Source organism: uncultured Pseudoteredinibacter sp. (assembly GCF_947502065.1).
Lineage (GTDB): Bacteria > Pseudomonadota > Gammaproteobacteria > Pseudomonadales > Cellvibrionaceae > Pseudoteredinibacter.
Genome location: NZ_CANMYE010000001.1, coordinates 139,289 through 154,715, shown reverse-complemented (window position 1 = coordinate 154,715; position 15,427 = coordinate 139,289). Strand labels below are relative to the sequence as shown.

Genomic DNA, 15,427 nt, shown 5'->3' with positions numbered 1-15,427 from the left:
AAATAATGCTAAAAACACGATTTGATAAAGCTGGGCATCAAGGCTTAAGAGCTAGCTTTACGCTTCGCTTATAAAACTTCGGAAATCGCATCTAAGATTGTTTCGATCTTTTGATGCTTCATCTTCATGGAGGCTTTATTCACAATGATCCGAGAACTAATATCAGCAATATGATCTCGAGCTTCCAATCCATTGGCGACAAGGGTATTACCAGTATCAACGATATCGACAATTTCATCAGCCAAATCCATCAAAGGCGCAAGCTCCATACCACCATATAGCTTGATGATATCGACTTGGCGCCCCTGTTCGGCATAGTAGCGCTTTGCCACATTGACGTATTTGGTAGCGACCTTTATGCGACCTTGCTTTGGAGGTACACCTTTGATACCCGCGGTCATTAATCGACAGCGCGCGATACCTAGATCGAGTGGCTCATAGAGGTTATCACTGCCAGATTCCATCAAGGTATCTTTACCAGCAACACCTAGATCGGCGGAACCAAATTGCACATAGGTAGGCACATCAACACCACGCAAGACTAATAGACGAACATCGTCTTGGTTGGTGGCGAATTGCAATTTACGGCTGCTCGCAATATCTTCGGCCGGCTCAATACCAGCACTGGCTAACAGCGGCAGCGTTTCTTTTAAAATACGACCTTTGGTCAGGGCTATGGTTAACATAATTTTTTCTTACTTGCTATGGTTGCCCTGGCCGGTTATCCGGCCAAGATCAGTCGGGTACACGCCTGATATTGGCGCCCAACTGTTGCAGTTTTTCTTCAATACATTCGTAACCGCGATCGATATGGTAAATGCGATCGATCAAGGTCTCCCCAGTGGCAACTAGGCCCGCAATCACCAAACTGGCAGATGCCCGCAAGTCAGTAGCCATAACTGGCGCACCTTTCAAGCATTCCACACCGGTCACTATTGCTGTATTGCCTTCTAACTTGATATCCGCCCCCATGCGATTCAACTCATGAACCTGAATTAAGCGGTTTTCAAAAATAGTCTCAACAACTGTACCCGTACCTTCAGCGACTGCATTCATAGCAGTAAACTGAGCCTGCATATCCGTAGGGAATGCAGGGTAAGGAGCCGTACGAAGGTTGACCGCTTTCGGACGATTCCCCTTCATGTCAATGCTGATCCAATCATCGCCAGTACTTAAATGAGCACCCGCTTCTTCGAGCTTCAACAACACCGATTCAAGAATGTCTGCACGGGTATCACGTAGCTTTACTCGACCACGGCTTGCAGCGGCCGCAACTAGGAAAGTACCCGTTTCAATTCGGTCAGGCATCACATGGAAAGTACAACCGTTTAGGCGCTCTTTACCGTGAATGACCAATGTATCACTGCCAACACCTTCAATTTCGGCGCCCATGGCAATCAAACAATTAGCTAAGTCGACAACCTCAGGCTCACGCGCTGCATTTTCTAAGACGGTTTTACCATCAGCCAACACTGCGGCCATCAAAAGGTTCTCAGTTCCACCTACGGTCACTGTATCCATAAAAATATGGGCGCCCTTTAGACGGCCATTGCTTCGGGCACGAATGTAGCCATCATCAACTTCAATCTCTGCGCCCATGGCCTCTAAGCCACGCAAATGAATATCGACAGGGCGACTACCGATAGCACAACCACCTGGGAACGACACATTGGCAACCCCATGGCGCGCCAAGATAGGACCTAGCACCAAAATAGAAGCGCGCATGGTTTTTACAAGATCATAAGGTGCGGTGTAGTCTGTTATCGAATTTGGATCTACCTCGACACACATTTTCTCATCGATGGTTACACCCACCCCCATGCAACGCAACAAGGCCAACATAGTGGTAATGTCATTGAGATGAGGCAGATTACAAATATGCATCGGCCCATCAGCCAGCAAAGTAGCCGCTAGAATCGGCAAGCCAGCATTTTTGGCGCCACTGATGCGAATATCACCATCTAACGGCTCACTGTGTTTTACAATTAATTTATCCATAGTGCGTCCAAATTCTCAGGTACAGGCTTGTGTACCTGCAAAACTTCTTAGGTCTAGTCAAAACAGGACTAGGCTTAAATTTCTGACGGCGCGCGAGCATCAATGCGATCGATCGCATGAATAGCACCACTGGTAATTGCATCAAATAAGATGGCGTTGACCTTTTGCTGACGCTTTACCTTAGTTAGCCCCTCGAAGTCTGGACTAACGATAGCCAGGGCGATATGACTACCCTGTACTTCTACGGCTGCTTGGCAATCAGACAGTTGAGATTCGATCAGCGCTTTGATTTCTTCGGCTTGCATAGCGGGCCCCTGTAAAAACCCGCTAGTTTAATGAATGCAGGGCTATATTTCACCTGTTTTTAGGCATTGACAGGCCAGATAGGATGGATTGCGGCCATGGCTTATACCCTGCCGCTAACAATATAGCTTTAAAGCCCCTTGCTTTGGGGCTATTTAGGTTTATCGCCCTGGTTTATGGGGTTTCTACTTCAGCCCCCCAGCCAGCGATAACGGCATCTAAGTCTTGGTTATGACGCTGCATAGCGTCGTCAAATTGACCCGCGAAGGTCTTACCCATATTGACGCCATCAAGAACAACATTAATCAATTTCCACTGCTTTGTCTTACGAGACTGAGCCATGGTATATGCAATGCGGGTTGTGCCTTTGGCAGTAACTGCATCTTGCAGTACCGAGACACGGCGCTTGCCACTAATATCTTCAGTCGGGTCAATTACCGTAATGGTGAATTCACCAAGACCCACCATACCTTTTGCATAAGTGCGAATTAGCTCGGTTTTAAACTTTTCAATAAATGCCTTTTTCTGCTCTGGGCTTGCGCTTTTGCGGTGGCTACCCATTACACCCGCGGCTATGCGTTTAAAACTCACAACGGGATCCAAAATCTTGGCTACCCCATCATTCAGGGCCTCATCACCAGCAAGCTTTCCAGCCCGGTAATCGGCCAACAGAGTTTCAACTTGCTGACTAACATCACGCACAAGATCGTGCGCTGGGCTCTCAGCCGCCTGAATGGAAAAACTAGCGATGAGCAGCACAGTTGCCAGCCAAAGCGCTTGTAGATTACGCATCATAATGTGTTCGCCTTATAAAGTATGAATCTGTATATCTGAGGCCAATAGTCTCTAAAAATCAATAATATAGATAGCTGAGACGACAAAGCAAGTAAATCGATCAAGGATCAAACAATTCTATACATTCGAATATGACTACAGCCTAAACCCTTAGTAATACTTGACTACCCTTTGAGTACCCAAGAAACCTAAAGACTCAAAGGCACAGACAAAATCCGATTGACGACTTATGGATTTCAACGAAGATAAATAGTTCAAAAGCTCAATGATTAGCCGTTTAAAAAAGAATGGATATCCAGTTTTAACAAGCTTAAGGCTTGCCAATATTAGCGCTGAAAAAGCTCCATCAGTTAGCTACATAGGATGGGTGAACAAAAAACAGGCAGCACTTTCACGAAAGCTTCTCACACGGTAAGACCACCAAAAACTCAGCCCCTTGGGGAAGATCTGCTTCCACCGAAATGCTTCCGCCGAGTTTATGCACGACGACGTTATAAACTCGACTTAAACCCAGGCCCACCCCGCCTTGAGCACGCAAAGTGGTAAAAAAGGGCTCAAAGATATGCTTAACAATATCCTTGGGAATACCTTTGCCGTTATCTCTCACTCGCAACTCTAGACGTCCTAGCTGATGCAATACATTGATATCGACCGTAAGCTCTTGCTCAGTTTGTTTGGCATGCTTTATGGCGTTTTCTAATAATTGCTCGCTGATTTCAACTAAATCTTGCGAATTCAACAATACCAATAATTTCTCTGGGCATTCGAAAGTTACCTTAGCTTCCAGCTCATCCCTTCGAGAATATCTACTAATAACGCCCTGTATTGTCTGAAAAACATCAATACTGGTTTTGGCCTCACCCCCTTCATCTAAGCCAAGCCCCCTGAAACTGCTCACTAGCTCGTTCGCCTTAGCAAGGTTTTGAACCACCATGCCAGAAGAAGCACGCAAGATCTTGATCAACTTCTGCAGCTGATCGGCGGATAAGCTTCCACCATGAAAATCTCGCTCCAAGGCCTCTGTACGAGAATCTATGTCAGAAGCTGCTGTCACGGCGACACCTAGTGGCGTATTAACCTCATGCGCCAAACCCTTAACCATCTTTCCTAAAGCCAAAACTTTCTCTTGTTCGATTAAACTCTCTTGGGTAGTATGCAATTCGTCGAGCGTCATATTTAAGGTTTCGTTTTTCTCAGCCAGTTCACTGGTTCGCTCAGCAACAATACCTTCAAGCTCTTTGCGTTTTCCTTGTAAATATCTTTCTCTATAACGAATAAACAGCAAAACCATGGTTAATGCGGCAACCAGCAAAAAGCTTCTAAACCACCAAGTCTGATGCCAAGCTGGGAGCACACTTAAATCTACAAAAAGCTCGTTTTCACTTAGGACACCACGATAATTACTGGCCTTTATTTGCAATTGATAATTTCCAGGTGGTAAGTTTTCAAAATCGACGTGACGATTCTCACTATCACCTTTCTGCCAGGTTTTATTGTAGCCTTTCAATCTATACTGATATTGCTTGCGCTTATTGGGCTCGAAATCTAGAGCTGCTATATCAAAGCTTATCTTTCTTACTTGTGCGGGCAACTCAATCTCAGGGAAGTTAACCCCCTTTTGGCGAACCCCATCAATTCTTAATTCACTTATTTGGATTGGCACTGACTGATTCCACTCATCAAACCTTGCTGAATCTACAATCTGAATGCCTTGAAAATTAAATGCGGCCCATTGTCCGCCAGGGAATTGAAGCGGCTCACCTAAGAACACGCCTTTCATATGGTAATTATCGATCCGATTAAGAGCGACGAAACGGCTCGCCTTTAAATCGAGATAGCCCTCTCGCCCCCACACTCTATCTTGCTCGTCTCTATAAGCAAATTGAGTAAAACGCTGCTCTGCACCTGGGAAACGGAGCTCGATTTCCCTCCATGGCCGCCCTCTTGCCAGAAAATACAATCCCAAATCTGTATCGACCCATAGATTTCTATCACCATCAAAAAAAACTCTGCCTGAACGAATTCCTTCCAAGGCAACCAAACTAAACTTGGCACCTACAACGTTTTGCTCCTCAGCTTTTAACAACATCAAACCTAAGCTGCTGCCTAAGACCCAGTCTCCATTATCGAGCGGCTCTATCCCTGACCAGGACACAAACTGTGCATTCACATCGAAAGCAAAGTAGCGCTGTTCAAGAGATTGCATATCAAGCACCAATACACCCGCATCTTTCTCACATTCAAATGCCAGCAGGCCACCTTTTAGCGGATGAGAATCATAAGGAGTGCACCGCCCCTGGCCAACCCAAATCGATTCAAAGGTTTCGTTTTCCAGATCTATCAGCCAATTGCTCGTGTTTGAAGTAGTCACCCAAAGGCGACCCTTTTCATCAGCATGGATCAAGTAGGCATGATTATTTTCAATTTTTTCAGAAAATTTCTTTAAGAATTCAGAGGTATCATCGTAAGCGCCTTTGGCCAAATCATAGCGAACAACTTTTTTCCCAAAAAATAAAAAGTCATCACCGTATTTAACCCCAGTAAAAATCTCCTGCGCTCTTGAATTTCCAATATCAGTTTTGGTAATCCATCTTGCGTAGTCTTTTTGGGGTGAAAACATTTGAATTTCAGGTGATGCGCCGCTATCGTCTTTTTCTCCTGCTAAAAGCAGCTGTCCGCTGCGCAATCGAAAACCAACTCTTGCATCACGAAGCTTTAAACCGTATGGATAACTATCATCCTCTACCTCATGAGATAAAATTTCACCTGAGTGGGCATCTATTACAAACACTCCGTTGGTCGAATTGAATACCCAAACCTCATCCCCCATGGGAACAATATCCCAAGTTACCGATTCAGAAAGAGCCTTATAAGCCCCATCTCGACGCTCGTGACTATGGACTTTACCTTGGGCATCCAACCAAAACAGCCCCCCACCTTGAGAGCCTATCCAAATATTTCCAAAATCATCTTCTACAACAACATTTAAGGCGCTCCCTTTAAGCTCAGCACTTTCCTTGGTGAATAAGTATCGAAAGTCCTTATCCTGTTTTTTCTTAAACCCTAAACCCCTATCTGTGGCTACATACACATCCCCCCTGTTATTCACAGTAACCGATGTGACCACAAAATTATCATCACCTACCGATAGACCAGAACCGGGCCCAAAATTTACAAACTTGCTTACCCCCACAGGCAAATGACTTAAGCCACCATATCCTGCAAACCAAACACCGCCTTGCGAATCAATAAATATTTGATTGAGCTCAGTGGTAATGGGTAAGCCTGACTCAGCTTCTCCAGCGGAATAATGTTTGAAGGTTTCGGACTGTATATCGAAATATGAGATATGGTGAGAACTGTTAATCCACAAGCCGCCACGAGAGTCACCAACAACGGAGTAAATATCATTATCTCTAGGCGTATGAACATCATCCTTACGGTGAGGAATGTGCCTCAGCTTATAGCCATCATATCGCCACAGGCCATTACTGCCTCCCAACCATAAGAAACCAAAGCTATCTTGGGTCATAGCCCGGGTACGTAAGCTGTCATCCAATTGGCCGGCTTGTAGCTGAGAATATGCACGCCTTGCCTGAGGAGGAAAATCAGACCAAACCACATCAACCCAAGTTAGCAACAATGTAGCGACAACAGAATACCAACGCATAGATTTACGATCACCAATCAATGACCCAAACAAAGACCCACACAAAGACCCCATTACAATTATGCAAACGCCCCCGGAAAACCAGGTCGTCAGCATAAACAGGTCACCCAAACCCTAAATTTTTAAAACATGAATAAAGTTACCGAAAGGCAACAAACAATGAAAGCGAAGGATCAACTTTCACGTTATCAAGGACTGATTTTGACGGAATATCGGCGCCGCCTACTGATCAATCAACCTTAATAGGCGCTCAGCTTCTAACTAAAAAATTTTAGATTGCGATTCAATGCATAACAGCTCTAACAAGCGCCTAATCTACTCACCCGGATCTACTCTCTACCCCCATTAAGCAGCCCCTATTTATTTAAAGCATAGCTTAAATAAATCAGATGCAAGCCATGAAGCAAGAAGATCAAAATTAAGCCAGAATGAGCAGCCTTTCCCTGCCTAATAGCTGTTAATCTAAGAGGTATTCGCTCTACCAACCCATGGCCGGCTAGCTTACTGGCGGCCAGTGCGGGCAAGACAAAGCTGAGTTTTAAGTCATTACTCTGCCTTCAAGCCGTTATTCCACTTGAAGACCACACCTAGGCACTATACCATCCGCTGCGTTTAGCCAAGGCTCCGTTCAGAGGACACAACCTAATGCCCGATTTATTACTCGCCTGGATTGCCGTCATCGGCGGCCTTACTGTTTTGGTATGGAGTGCCGACCGATTTGTGGCCGGTAGCGCAGCCGCGGCCAGCAATCTGGGCATATCCAAGTTGATTATTGGTCTAACGATTGTCTCCTTTGGCACCTCCGCACCCGAAATCTTGGTTGCTATCAATGCGGCCCTTAATGATATTGGCGATATGGCCATTGGTAACGCCGTAGGCTCCAATTTGGCTAATATAGGCCTTGTGCTTGGCATTACGGCTTTGGTGGCTCCGCTGCCTACTCAACGGCACCTAATCACCAATGAAATGGTCTTTTTGCTGGCCGTAACAGCCTTCGCTGGCTTCGTACTTTGGGATCTGCACATTGCCGTGTGGGAAGCGAGCGTGATGCTGCTATCGATCATTCCTATCATTTTTATCATGTCAAAGCGCCAGCAAAGCGATATGAGCGCGACCGAAAAAGAAGAAGAGGAAGAGGAAATCCCTGACCTGAGTAATAAAGCAGCCGCACTTTGGTTCATCGTCGGGCTAACACTATTAATAGCCAGCTCCAAAACCCTAGTTTGGGGCGCCGAGCAGATTGCCCTCGACTTCGGCGTTAGCCCATTGGTTATTGGCCTGACACTGCTTGCTGTAGGTACTAGCCTGCCAGAGCTTGCCGCATCAATTATGAGCGCACTGAAAGGTCATCACGATATCGCTATTGGTAATATCATTGGCTCCAACCTGTTTAATATTCTTGCGGTTATGTCGACACCCGCCTTGATTTCCAATATTGAAATTAGCCCAGCACTGCTGAGCCGCGATTACTTATCAATGGCGCTTATTACCCTGCTACTGGCTGCGGCGATCGCCTGGAGCCAACGCCGCTCCAGCACCAAGAAACGCATTGGCCGCAGCCTAGGCGCGGTCTTTTTAGCGTTATATGGTGCCTACTACTATTGGCTTTTTGCCGCCGGAGCGCTGTAAGAAACTAATCCTCTGGAACTGAAAAAACCCAACGAACTCAAAGAGCTGCCTAGCGGGTAGCTTTTGTCGCTATAATGGCTTTTTGTTTGAGCAATATCTTAGGTATAGGAATGACTGACACTTTAATCGACGCCGGCAAACGCACTATCGACCTGGAAGCACGAGCCGTGCATGCCTTGAGTGAGCGCATCGACGATCAGTTTGTCAAAGCCTGCGAAATGATTCTAAATTGCCAACATCGAGTTATTGTCACTGGCATGGGCAAATCTGGGCACATCGGCGGGAAAATAGCCGCTACATTGGCAAGCACTGGTACCCCAGCATTTTTTGTTCACCCAGGTGAAGCCAGCCATGGCGATTTGGGTATGATCACCAAAAACGATGTAGTCATCGCCATCTCGAACTCTGGCTCATCAGCCGAAGTAATTACCCTATTACCGCTACTCAAGCGCATGGGTAACCCACTGATTAGCATGACCGGCCAAACCCAGTCACCACTGGCAAAAGCCGCGCATGCACATTTGGATATCAGCATCGAACAGGAAGCCTGCCCGTTAAACCTTGCCCCGACATGCAGCACCACAGCCACTTTGGCAATGGGTGACGCTTTGGCCGTTGCTTTATTGGAGGCCCGCGGCTTTACCGCCAATGATTTCGCCTTCTCCCACCCAGGTGGAGCGCTAGGGCGCAAACTTTTGCTCAAAGTTGAAGACCTGATGCACAGCGGAAAAGAGCTGCCTAAAGTGGATAAAGATGCCCTGATCAGCACAGCTCTAATGGAAATGACCGCCAAGGGCTTTGGAATGACTACCGTCATGGACGAGCAAGAGCTACTAGGAGTCTTTACCGACGGTGATTTACGTCGCAGCCTAGATCAAGGAGTAGACTTTAATACCGCCACCATGACCGAAGTCATGACGGCCAAGCCTTTAACCATCAATCAAAATCGCTTAGCGGCTGAAGCCCTAGGCCTGATGGATGAAAAGAAAATCACAGCTTTGGTTGTTGAAGATGAAAAGCAGCAACCCGTCGGCCTGCTACACATGCACGATTTACTGAAGGCAGGCTTAGTTTAAGCCCAGAAGCTTAGAGCCCTAAACGATTACGCTAAGGACAATAATATGCCGCAAACGCTACCGGCGAATGACGCCGCCAAAGCCATCAAACTACTCATGCTGGATGTAGATGGAGTATTGAGCGATGGCCGTTTGTATTTTGCTAATGATGGCAGCGAATTTAAGTCCTTCAGCACTCTAGATGGCCAAGGTATCAAAATGTTGCAAGCCTCCGGAGTAAAGGTAGGCATTATTACAGGCCGTAGCAGCCAGCTTGTCCAAAACCGTGCCAATAACCTCGGCATTAAAATTCTAAAACAAGGCCGTGAAGATAAATTAGTAGCTCTTAATGAACTTCTCAGCGAGCATGCCTTAGAACTCGATTTCTCTGAGATTGCTTATATGGGCGATGATTACCCAGATCTGCCTCTCATAAGGCGCGTAGGGCTAGGAATGGCGCCTGCCAATGCACACCCGGTGGTGGCAGAACATGCCATTTGGCAGAGCCAGCGCCGTGGTGGTGAGGGCGCTGTCCGTGAAGCCTGTGACTTTATCATGCAATGCCAAGGTAGCTTTGATGCCGCCTTGGCGCCCTATTTATAAGCAGCGGTACAGCAAGTATGCCTAAGCATTGGATATCACTGCTTTTATTAATCGCGTTAACGGTTTTGTTCCTGGTGTTCTGGGAATCACCGCCGGCCCTATTGAGCGGTACAAAACCGAGTAGCAAAGCGGAATTTCCAGCAGCCTATATGATTGATAGCCACAGCCAGTACTTTGATAAGGACGGTAAGCTCAACTATGAAATCAAAGCGGCCAAGGTAGTTCATTATCAGGCCACCCCAGGGCGTCAACAAGAAAGCGATCACGCCGATATCAGTGCGCCCAATATCACTCTCTACACCGCCAATGGCAAGCCATGGCACATTAGTGCCGCTTCAGGACGGAGTAATGCAGATGGTAGCAAGATCCACCTCAAAGCCGATGTTCACGCTTGGCAACAAGTGGCACAAGGTGAGCGAAATGAACTAAACACCGATGAGCTCGTCATACATACAAAGCGCAATTACGTGGAAACGGACAAAGCTGTTATCATCAGCAGTAGTGGCCATAACATCAAAGCCATCGGCCTAGAAGCCGATCTCAATAAAGAATCATTACGCCTAAAACAGCGCGTAAGAGGTGTACATGAATTTAAACAGTAAGCTCAGCAGATTACTGCTTGCTATCACCCTGAGCATTGGCCTAACAAGTGGCGCCTGGGCACTGCCCGAAGATGCTCGCCAGCCTATCTATGTGGATGCCGACAAGGCCGAGATAGACAAGAGCACCGGCGTTACAATTTACAAGGGAAACGTCATTATCAATCAAGGCAGCATGAAAATTCTTGCTGACCAAGTGACCATTTTCAATCAGGAAAAAAAGGTCAGCCGTATTGTCGCCAAAGGCAACAAAGGCCAAGCTCAATATCAGCAAAAGCCCAATGCCGAAAAAGACCTCGTTATCGCCAAGGCCGACACCATAGAATACCTCGTTGGCAAAGAAACTTTACACCTGCTCGATAACGCCTATCTACTCCAAGACGGCGCCACAGTGAAAGGCCACCGAATTGACTACGACGTACGCGCTTCCATGGCTACGGCCACAGGGCAAGGCGACAAAGGCGAAACGGCCAACAGCCGCATTCAAGTGGTTATTCCTGCCAAACAACTTAATCGCGAAGAAAAATAAGTTAAATCATGCCTGTATTATCTGCGGCCAACTTGGCCAAGAGTTATAAAGGACGCGCGGTCGTGCGCGACGTATCCCTAAGCGTAGAAAGCGGTCAGATTGTTGGCCTACTTGGCCCTAATGGCGCAGGTAAAACCACCTGTTTCTATATGATTGCCGGCCTTGTTAACGCCGACAAAGGCAAGGTCAGTATTGATCAACGCGATTTGACCATGCTCCCCATTGATAAGCGCGCCAAAGCAGGAATTGGCTACTTACCCCAGGAAGCCTCGGTATTCCGTAAACTTACCGTTACCGAAAACATCTGGGCCATACTTGAGACCCGCAAAGATCTAAACCGTGAGCAACAGCTGGCAAAACTAGAAGGCCTGCTGCAAGAGTTTAATATTACCCACATTCACGACAGTCTTGGCATGGCACTTTCTGGCGGTGAAAGGCGTCGCGTTGAAATAGCTCGCGCCCTCGCCACCGAGCCCGATTTTATTCTGCTTGATGAACCTTTTGCGGGCGTGGATCCCATTTCAGTTAGCGACATCAAAAGCATTATTAGTCACCTTAAAAATCGCGGCATCGGGGTATTAATTACTGACCACAATGTGCGCGAGACCCTCGATATTTGCGAGACCGCCTATATTGTGAACCAAGGTAGCATTATCGCCTCAGGCAGCCCTAGCGAGGTTCTCGACAATGCCAAGGTTCGTAAAGTTTACCTAGGCGAACAATTCACTCTTTAAAAACGACCATAGCCCAACAGCATCAAGCCATGAGCTCCAGGCACTTTTAATTAGACCAAAGAAAGCCTTGAAATATTGGCACCATTAACTAAACTCTAAAGTAGATTCCTTGTTTGGCGCCATTGTTTTAGAGGCTAAGATTTAAGCTTAAGATCTAGCAAATCCTCAAAAACTAACCCTAAGCTAAACAACCATAGCTCAAAGAGCCCCGCCCAGCTTGAGTTATCAAGACTCCTTATTAAGCCCGATTGTTTTATAATCAAAAACGACTAAAACGGCATATATTTTGCTTGTAAAAACAATCAAGGTTCGATAGCCTGAGTCTATTCGCGTTACCGGCCAACCGCCGCAAATCCGGCGCCGGCCATATTGCTCTTTGAGCTAAGGACTCTAGACGTTTCGATGAAGCAGTCGCTACAACTTAAGCTCGGCCAGCAGCTCACCATGACACCGCAGCTGCAACAGGCCATACGCCTGTTACAGCTTTCTACACTCGACCTCCAGCAAGAAATCCAAGAAGCTTTGGAGTCTAACCCTATGCTCGAGGTTAACGAAGGTGAAGCTGACAATGAGCGTCAGGAGCAAAGCGATAACGAGAATTCAGCAGAAACCGCCAGCCAGAGCAGTGAACCCGCTCAAACCGAGGGCTTAAGCCAAGGCCCCGAAGATCTTAGCGTCAATAACAACAGCGACACCGTTACAGCCGAAACTGATGCAGATGCTGATGGCGAATGGAGTGATTCCATCCCACAAGATTTACCTGTCGACACTGACTGGGATGCGGTATATCAAAGCAGCTCCCCAGCTAGCAGCGCCCCAGCTCCGGACGATGATAGCGATTTCGAATCGCGTCGCAGTGTTGGTGAAAGCCTACAAGACCACCTACTTTGGCAGCTTAATCTTACCCCAATGGAAGATCGCGATCGCGTAATCGCTATGGCTATCATTGATGCTGTGCAACCAAACGGCTTATTGGACAGTAGCGCCGAAGAAATTTTCTTGGGCCTTGGCGATCAACTCAATGAGCCCGAAAACGGCTTGGAAATCGATGAAGTTATGGCCGTCTTGCATCGAGTTCAGCAGTTTGACCCACCAGGTGTTGCCGGTGAAAACCTCGCCGACTGCTTATTGATTCAACTGCGCCAGCTGCCTGCCGATCTTCCACATTTAGCTGCCGCGAAAACTGTTGTCGGTGAACACATTGCCCTTTTAGGCAATCGAGATTACAAAACCATCATGAAGAAAGCTAAGCTAAAAGAAGCTGAGCTGAAAAGTGTTATCGAGATTATTCAATCACTAAACCCAAGTCCGGGTGATAGTATCAGCGAAAGTACGGCAGAGTATGTCGTACCCGATGTTTTTGTAAGCAAAAATGAAGGCCGCTGGATGGTGCAACTCAACCCCGAAATAGCACCAAAAATTCGAATTAATAATGACTACGCCTCATTAATTAAGCGTGCCGACAGCAGCAGCGAAAACACATTTTTGCGCGACAACCTACAAGAAGCTCGCTGGTTTCTCAAAAGCTTGCAAAGTCGAAACGAAACTTTGTTAAAGGTTGCCAGCTGTATTGTTGAAAAGCAACAAGGCTTTTTGGATTACGGGCCTGAGGCCATGAAGCCAATGATTTTGCATGACATAGCTGATGAAGTTGATATGCACGAATCAACAATTTCTCGTGTTACTACACAGAAATTTATGCACACACCACAAGGCATTTTTGAATTAAAGTATTTTTTCTCCAGCCATGTAGCAACCAGCTCAGGCGGAGAGTGTTCCTCTACTGCCATTAGGGCGATCATTAAAAAATTAGTTGCAGCAGAGAATCCTAAAAAGCCATTAAGTGATAATAAAATTACTCAATTGCTTGAAGAACAAGGCATTAAAGTCGCACGAAGAACAATTGCAAAATATCGCGAGTCTTTAAACATCCCTCCCTCAAACGAACGTAAACGTTTGGTTTAAAAAATTGGGATTTTTTACTGATTCGCATCAAGTTTAGGGATAATCTGCAAGACCTTTGTTGTCTAACTTGCTAGACTAAATTAAAAGTTTTTGCGACCTTACTTGAAAAGTGAGTTTGTTTTAAACGTCGGAATAACCGACATCCACGCAACGACACGAGGATCTGCCTATGCAAATCACTATCAGCGGCCACCATGTAGATGTAACCGAGGCCATGCATGATTATGTCAATAACAAGCTGGAGAAACTAAGCAGGCACCACGACCGAATAACCAGCACCAAAGTCATCCTCTCTGTCGACAAATTGATCCAGAAAGCCGAAGCCACAATTCATGTGAGTGGCAAAGACCTATTTGCCGATGCCTCCCACGAAGACATGTACACCGCGATTGATCAACTTTCAGACAAACTTGATCGCCAATTGATCAAACATAAAGAAAAAATTCGCGCACACCGCTAATTCATAGCACAGACACTCCTCCTGCCTGAGGAGTGTCTAAATAATCTTAAAAACTTCATACAGCCGTCCTGCATTTCAGCTATAGTTGCAATAAAGATACTGCCTTACGCAGCTTCAACCATTAGCAATAGAGATTTGTATGCGCCTGCTCATCATCAGTGGTCGTTCTGGCTCAGGTAAAAGTACCGCCCTCAATGTCCTTGAAGACACAGGCTTTACCTGTATTGATAATTTACCTGCCAGCCTGTTACCCACCTTAATCCGCCAAGTACGCAGCCACGGCGAGAAAGATGAAAACTCTTACGCAGTCAGCATTGATGCTCGCAATGATCAAGATGACCTGCAGGAATTTCCAGACTTTGTCGTGGCACTGCGTCAACAAGGGCTAGATTGTCAGTTACTGTATTTTGATGCTGATGAAGGTACGCTACTAAAACGCTTTAGCGAGACCCGCCGCAAACATCCCTTAACGGACGACCAAACCGATCTCCGTGCAGCGATAGATCAAGAAAGTGAGCTTCTAGCCCCTATCGCATCTATTGCGGATTTAACTATTGACTCAAGCCACCTATCGCTGCACCAACTTAGAGACCTGGTGAAAAAACGCGTTGCTGGAGGTGAATCACCCGGCATGGCTGTTTTGCTGCAATCATTTGGCTTCAAGCATGGCCCTGCCAATGATTGCGATTTGGTATTTGATGTTCGCTGCCTTCCCAATCCACACTGGAATCAAAGTTTGCGCGCCTTAACAGGGCAGGATGAGGCCGTAGCTGAATTTTTATCCAGTCATCAAGATGTTCGGGATATGCTGGGAGATATCGAAAAATACCTACAACGTTGGCTGCCAAAGTTTGCGGATGACAACCGCAGCTATATGACCATTGGAATCGGCTGTACCGGCGGTCAGCATCGCTCGGTGTTTATCGCCGAGCAACTGTATCAAAGCCTAGCGCCCGCTTTTAATAATGTGCAGCTGCGCCACCGAGAACTACGTAAATAGTAGCTAGGCTAATAATGGCGTTACTCGGTAGCTTAGCCATTGTGGATAGCTATTTAGAAAGCCATGCTAAGTGCTTGATGCTCAATC

The 15,427-nt window shown here is 46.5% G+C and carries 14 protein-coding genes; 9 read left to right on the top strand and 5 right to left on the bottom strand.

Annotation, left to right across the window (positions count from 1 at the left end):
- Positions 1–68 precede the first annotated feature (68 nt).
- The 5 genes from hisG to Q1A41_RS00640 all read right to left on the bottom strand — a co-directional run bounded on the left by hisG (position 69) and on the right by Q1A41_RS00640 (position 6,862).
- The gene (gene hisG, locus Q1A41_RS00660) at positions 69–686 is read right to left on the bottom strand and encodes an ATP phosphoribosyltransferase (RefSeq protein ID WP_299973268.1); all 618 of its coding nucleotides are present in this window, start codon (positions 684–686) and stop codon (positions 69–71) included.
- A gap of 49 nt (positions 687–735) precedes the next feature.
- Positions 736–1,998: a UDP-N-acetylglucosamine 1-carboxyvinyltransferase gene (murA, locus tag Q1A41_RS00655; RefSeq protein WP_299973265.1), complete on the bottom strand. Its 1,263-nt coding sequence runs from the start codon at positions 1,996–1,998 to the stop codon at positions 736–738.
- 74 nt (positions 1,999–2,072) lie between these two features.
- The gene (locus Q1A41_RS00650; protein WP_299973263.1) at positions 2,073–2,303 is read right to left on the bottom strand and encodes a BolA/IbaG family iron-sulfur metabolism protein; all 231 of its coding nucleotides are present in this window, start codon (positions 2,301–2,303) and stop codon (positions 2,073–2,075) included.
- A 172-nt stretch (positions 2,304–2,475) separates the two neighbouring features.
- The gene (locus Q1A41_RS00645) at positions 2,476–3,096 is read right to left on the bottom strand and encodes an ABC transporter substrate-binding protein (protein ID WP_299973260.1); all 621 of its coding nucleotides are present in this window, start codon (positions 3,094–3,096) and stop codon (positions 2,476–2,478) included.
- Positions 3,097–3,487: 391 nt separating this feature from the next.
- On the bottom strand, positions 3,488–6,862 hold the full coding sequence (locus tag Q1A41_RS00640) for a sensor histidine kinase (RefSeq protein WP_299973257.1): 3,375 nt from the start codon (positions 6,860–6,862) through the stop codon (positions 3,488–3,490).
- 549 nt (positions 6,863–7,411) lie between these two features.
- Between Q1A41_RS00640 and Q1A41_RS00635 the strand changes: the two genes are divergently transcribed.
- The 9 genes from Q1A41_RS00635 to rapZ all read left to right on the top strand — a co-directional run bounded on the left by Q1A41_RS00635 (position 7,412) and on the right by rapZ (position 15,340).
- On the top strand, positions 7,412–8,395 hold the full coding sequence (locus tag Q1A41_RS00635) for a calcium/sodium antiporter (protein ID WP_299973254.1): 984 nt from the start codon (positions 7,412–7,414) through the stop codon (positions 8,393–8,395).
- A gap of 110 nt (positions 8,396–8,505) precedes the next feature.
- Complete coding sequence (locus Q1A41_RS00630; RefSeq protein WP_299973251.1) at positions 8,506–9,471, top strand: KpsF/GutQ family sugar-phosphate isomerase; 966 nt, start codon at positions 8,506–8,508, stop codon at positions 9,469–9,471.
- Between the two features lie 45 nt (positions 9,472–9,516).
- Entirely contained in the window at positions 9,517–10,053 is a 537-nt protein-coding gene (locus Q1A41_RS00625) for an HAD family hydrolase (RefSeq protein WP_299973248.1), read from the top strand.
- A gap of 17 nt (positions 10,054–10,070) precedes the next feature.
- Positions 10,071–10,655 carry an LPS export ABC transporter periplasmic protein LptC gene (gene lptC / locus Q1A41_RS00620; RefSeq protein WP_299973245.1) on the top strand — a complete coding sequence of 195 codons (585 nt, stop codon included), beginning with the start codon at positions 10,071–10,073 and terminating at the stop codon, positions 10,653–10,655.
- Positions 10,639–11,181 (top strand): lipopolysaccharide transport periplasmic protein LptA, encoded by a 543-nt coding sequence (gene lptA, locus Q1A41_RS00615; RefSeq protein ID WP_299973242.1) that lies wholly within the window; start codon positions 10,639–10,641, stop codon positions 11,179–11,181. The genes lptC and lptA overlap by 17 nt, the downstream gene beginning before the upstream one ends.
- An 8-nt stretch (positions 11,182–11,189) precedes the next feature.
- The gene (gene lptB, locus Q1A41_RS00610) at positions 11,190–11,915 is read left to right on the top strand and encodes an LPS export ABC transporter ATP-binding protein (protein ID WP_299973239.1); all 726 of its coding nucleotides are present in this window, start codon (positions 11,190–11,192) and stop codon (positions 11,913–11,915) included.
- A gap of 402 nt (positions 11,916–12,317) precedes the next feature.
- Positions 12,318–13,880, top strand: a complete 1,563-nt coding sequence (locus tag Q1A41_RS00605) for an RNA polymerase factor sigma-54 (RefSeq protein ID WP_299973236.1) — start codon at positions 12,318–12,320, stop codon at positions 13,878–13,880.
- A 169-nt stretch (positions 13,881–14,049) separates the two neighbouring features.
- Entirely contained in the window at positions 14,050–14,340 is a 291-nt protein-coding gene (gene raiA, locus Q1A41_RS00600) for a ribosome-associated translation inhibitor RaiA (RefSeq protein ID WP_299973233.1), read from the top strand.
- A gap of 139 nt (positions 14,341–14,479) precedes the next feature.
- Complete coding sequence (rapZ, locus tag Q1A41_RS00595; protein WP_299973230.1) at positions 14,480–15,340, top strand: RNase adapter RapZ; 861 nt, start codon at positions 14,480–14,482, stop codon at positions 15,338–15,340.
- The last annotated feature ends 87 nt before the right edge of the window (positions 15,341–15,427 follow it).

Coding starts and splice junctions, on each gene's coding strand:
- Q1A41_RS00630 (WP_299973251.1), top strand. CDS start 8,506: ATGACTGACACTTTAATCGACGCCGGCAAACGCACTATCGACCTGGAA.
- rapZ (WP_299973230.1), top strand. CDS start 14,480: ATGCGCCTGCTCATCATCAGTGGTCGTTCTGGCTCAGGTAAAAGTACC.
- murA (WP_299973265.1), bottom strand. CDS start 1,998: ATGGATAAATTAATTGTAAAACACAGTGAGCCGTTAGATGGTGATATT.
- lptC (WP_299973245.1), top strand. CDS start 10,071: ATGCCTAAGCATTGGATATCACTGCTTTTATTAATCGCGTTAACGGTT.
- Q1A41_RS00605 (WP_299973236.1), top strand. CDS start 12,318: ATGAAGCAGTCGCTACAACTTAAGCTCGGCCAGCAGCTCACCATGACA.
- Q1A41_RS00645 (WP_299973260.1), bottom strand. CDS start 3,096: ATGATGCGTAATCTACAAGCGCTTTGGCTGGCAACTGTGCTGCTCATC.
- Q1A41_RS00625 (WP_299973248.1), top strand. CDS start 9,517: ATGCCGCAAACGCTACCGGCGAATGACGCCGCCAAAGCCATCAAACTA.
- Q1A41_RS00635 (WP_299973254.1), top strand. CDS start 7,412: ATGCCCGATTTATTACTCGCCTGGATTGCCGTCATCGGCGGCCTTACT.
- hisG (WP_299973268.1), bottom strand. CDS start 686: ATGTTAACCATAGCCCTGACCAAAGGTCGTATTTTAAAAGAAACGCTG.
- lptA (WP_299973242.1), top strand. CDS start 10,639: ATGAATTTAAACAGTAAGCTCAGCAGATTACTGCTTGCTATCACCCTG.
- Q1A41_RS00650 (WP_299973263.1), bottom strand. CDS start 2,303: ATGCAAGCCGAAGAAATCAAAGCGCTGATCGAATCTCAACTGTCTGAT.
- raiA (WP_299973233.1), top strand. CDS start 14,050: ATGCAAATCACTATCAGCGGCCACCATGTAGATGTAACCGAGGCCATG.
- Q1A41_RS00640 (WP_299973257.1), bottom strand. CDS start 6,862: ATGCTGACGACCTGGTTTTCCGGGGGCGTTTGCATAATTGTAATGGGG.
- lptB (WP_299973239.1), top strand. CDS start 11,190: ATGCCTGTATTATCTGCGGCCAACTTGGCCAAGAGTTATAAAGGACGC.